The sequence below is a fragment of the Cryobacterium sp. Y11 genome (genome assembly GCF_002929535.1).
Taxonomy (GTDB): Bacteria; Actinomycetota; Actinomycetes; order Actinomycetales; family Microbacteriaceae; genus Cryobacterium.
The window spans coordinates 1-1,013 of record NZ_PJJO01000001.1; the positions used below are offsets into that span (position 1 = coordinate 1).

Below are 1,013 nucleotides of genomic sequence, written 5' to 3' on the forward strand. Positions count from 1 at the left end.
AAATGAGTATTACCCACAATGGGTAATGTCACAAGCAGACACATGGCTTTAACAGGTTCACCCCCGATCAGGGGTAGACGATGTGTCGCTTTTAGGTCCAAAAAAGCGGCCGGACCTGGGTTAACAGGGCCGGCCGCATCCGTTTTGGAATATGTGGGAATTACCCTTTCGAAATTTTCACCGGGCTACCATCGGTGAAGTAGTTGCGAGCGAAGTCAATCTTCGTCGAGGTCTGCGCAATGACCGCACAGTTGGACACGCTGGTGTCGCGGCCGAACTTGTTGTCGGTGATCGTTGTACCGCGCAGAGGCCCATAGTCCTTCTCGGCGATGTTCACGGTACAGTGCCCGCCGTCAGCGTAGTTGTCCGTGTACGAGAAGTTGGAGACCCGTCCACGGTCCTGCGTGATCTGCACCGCCGCACTGTAGGAATCGGTCAGCCGGTTGCCGGTGACGCTGATGTTATCGCCGACCTGGATCTGGATCGAGTCGTCGTGACTCGGCGTGCCACCGTGATTGGGATCGTTACGGTAGTGCAGGTGGTCGTGGATCCAGCTGTTCTCAATAACAACGTTGCTACCGGTGACGTGGATTCCGTCGATGACATTGTTAATGTTCAACCGGGTCGCAGTGAAGTTGTAGCCGTAGATGCCCATGGTGTTTGGCGACGCGATGGAGGGGCGCAGCTCGGTATCGACAATCACGAGGTTGCTGAAGCCGCCGAGGTTATTGATCAGCGCTCCGATGCCGTTCAATGCGCGGCCACGAATGATCGAGTTCTTAATGGTGACGTTCGGAGCTTCAATTTTGACCAGACCACGTATGTCGAGGCCGTCGAGCACGGTGCCAGCCGTGGTGACAGTGATGTCATCGTTGTGCACGGTCAGCCTGGTACCGGCCGGAACGCCGGTGTTGGACGCACCGGGCATTCCGCCGCGCCCTGGGGTGGGCTCGGGTTCGGGAGTGGGCTCAGGCTCGGGCGTGGGCTCAGGCGTTGGTGTGGGCGTGGGGGTC

General features: G+C 58.1%; 1 protein-coding gene. It reads right to left on the reverse strand.

Annotation, left to right across the window (positions count from 1 at the left end; translation table 11 throughout):
- Nucleotides 1–160: 160 nt before the first annotated feature.
- Nucleotides 161–1,013 (reverse strand): hypothetical protein (locus CXY75_RS00005; protein ID WP_233201632.1); only part of this gene is annotated, 853 nt, incomplete at its 5' end.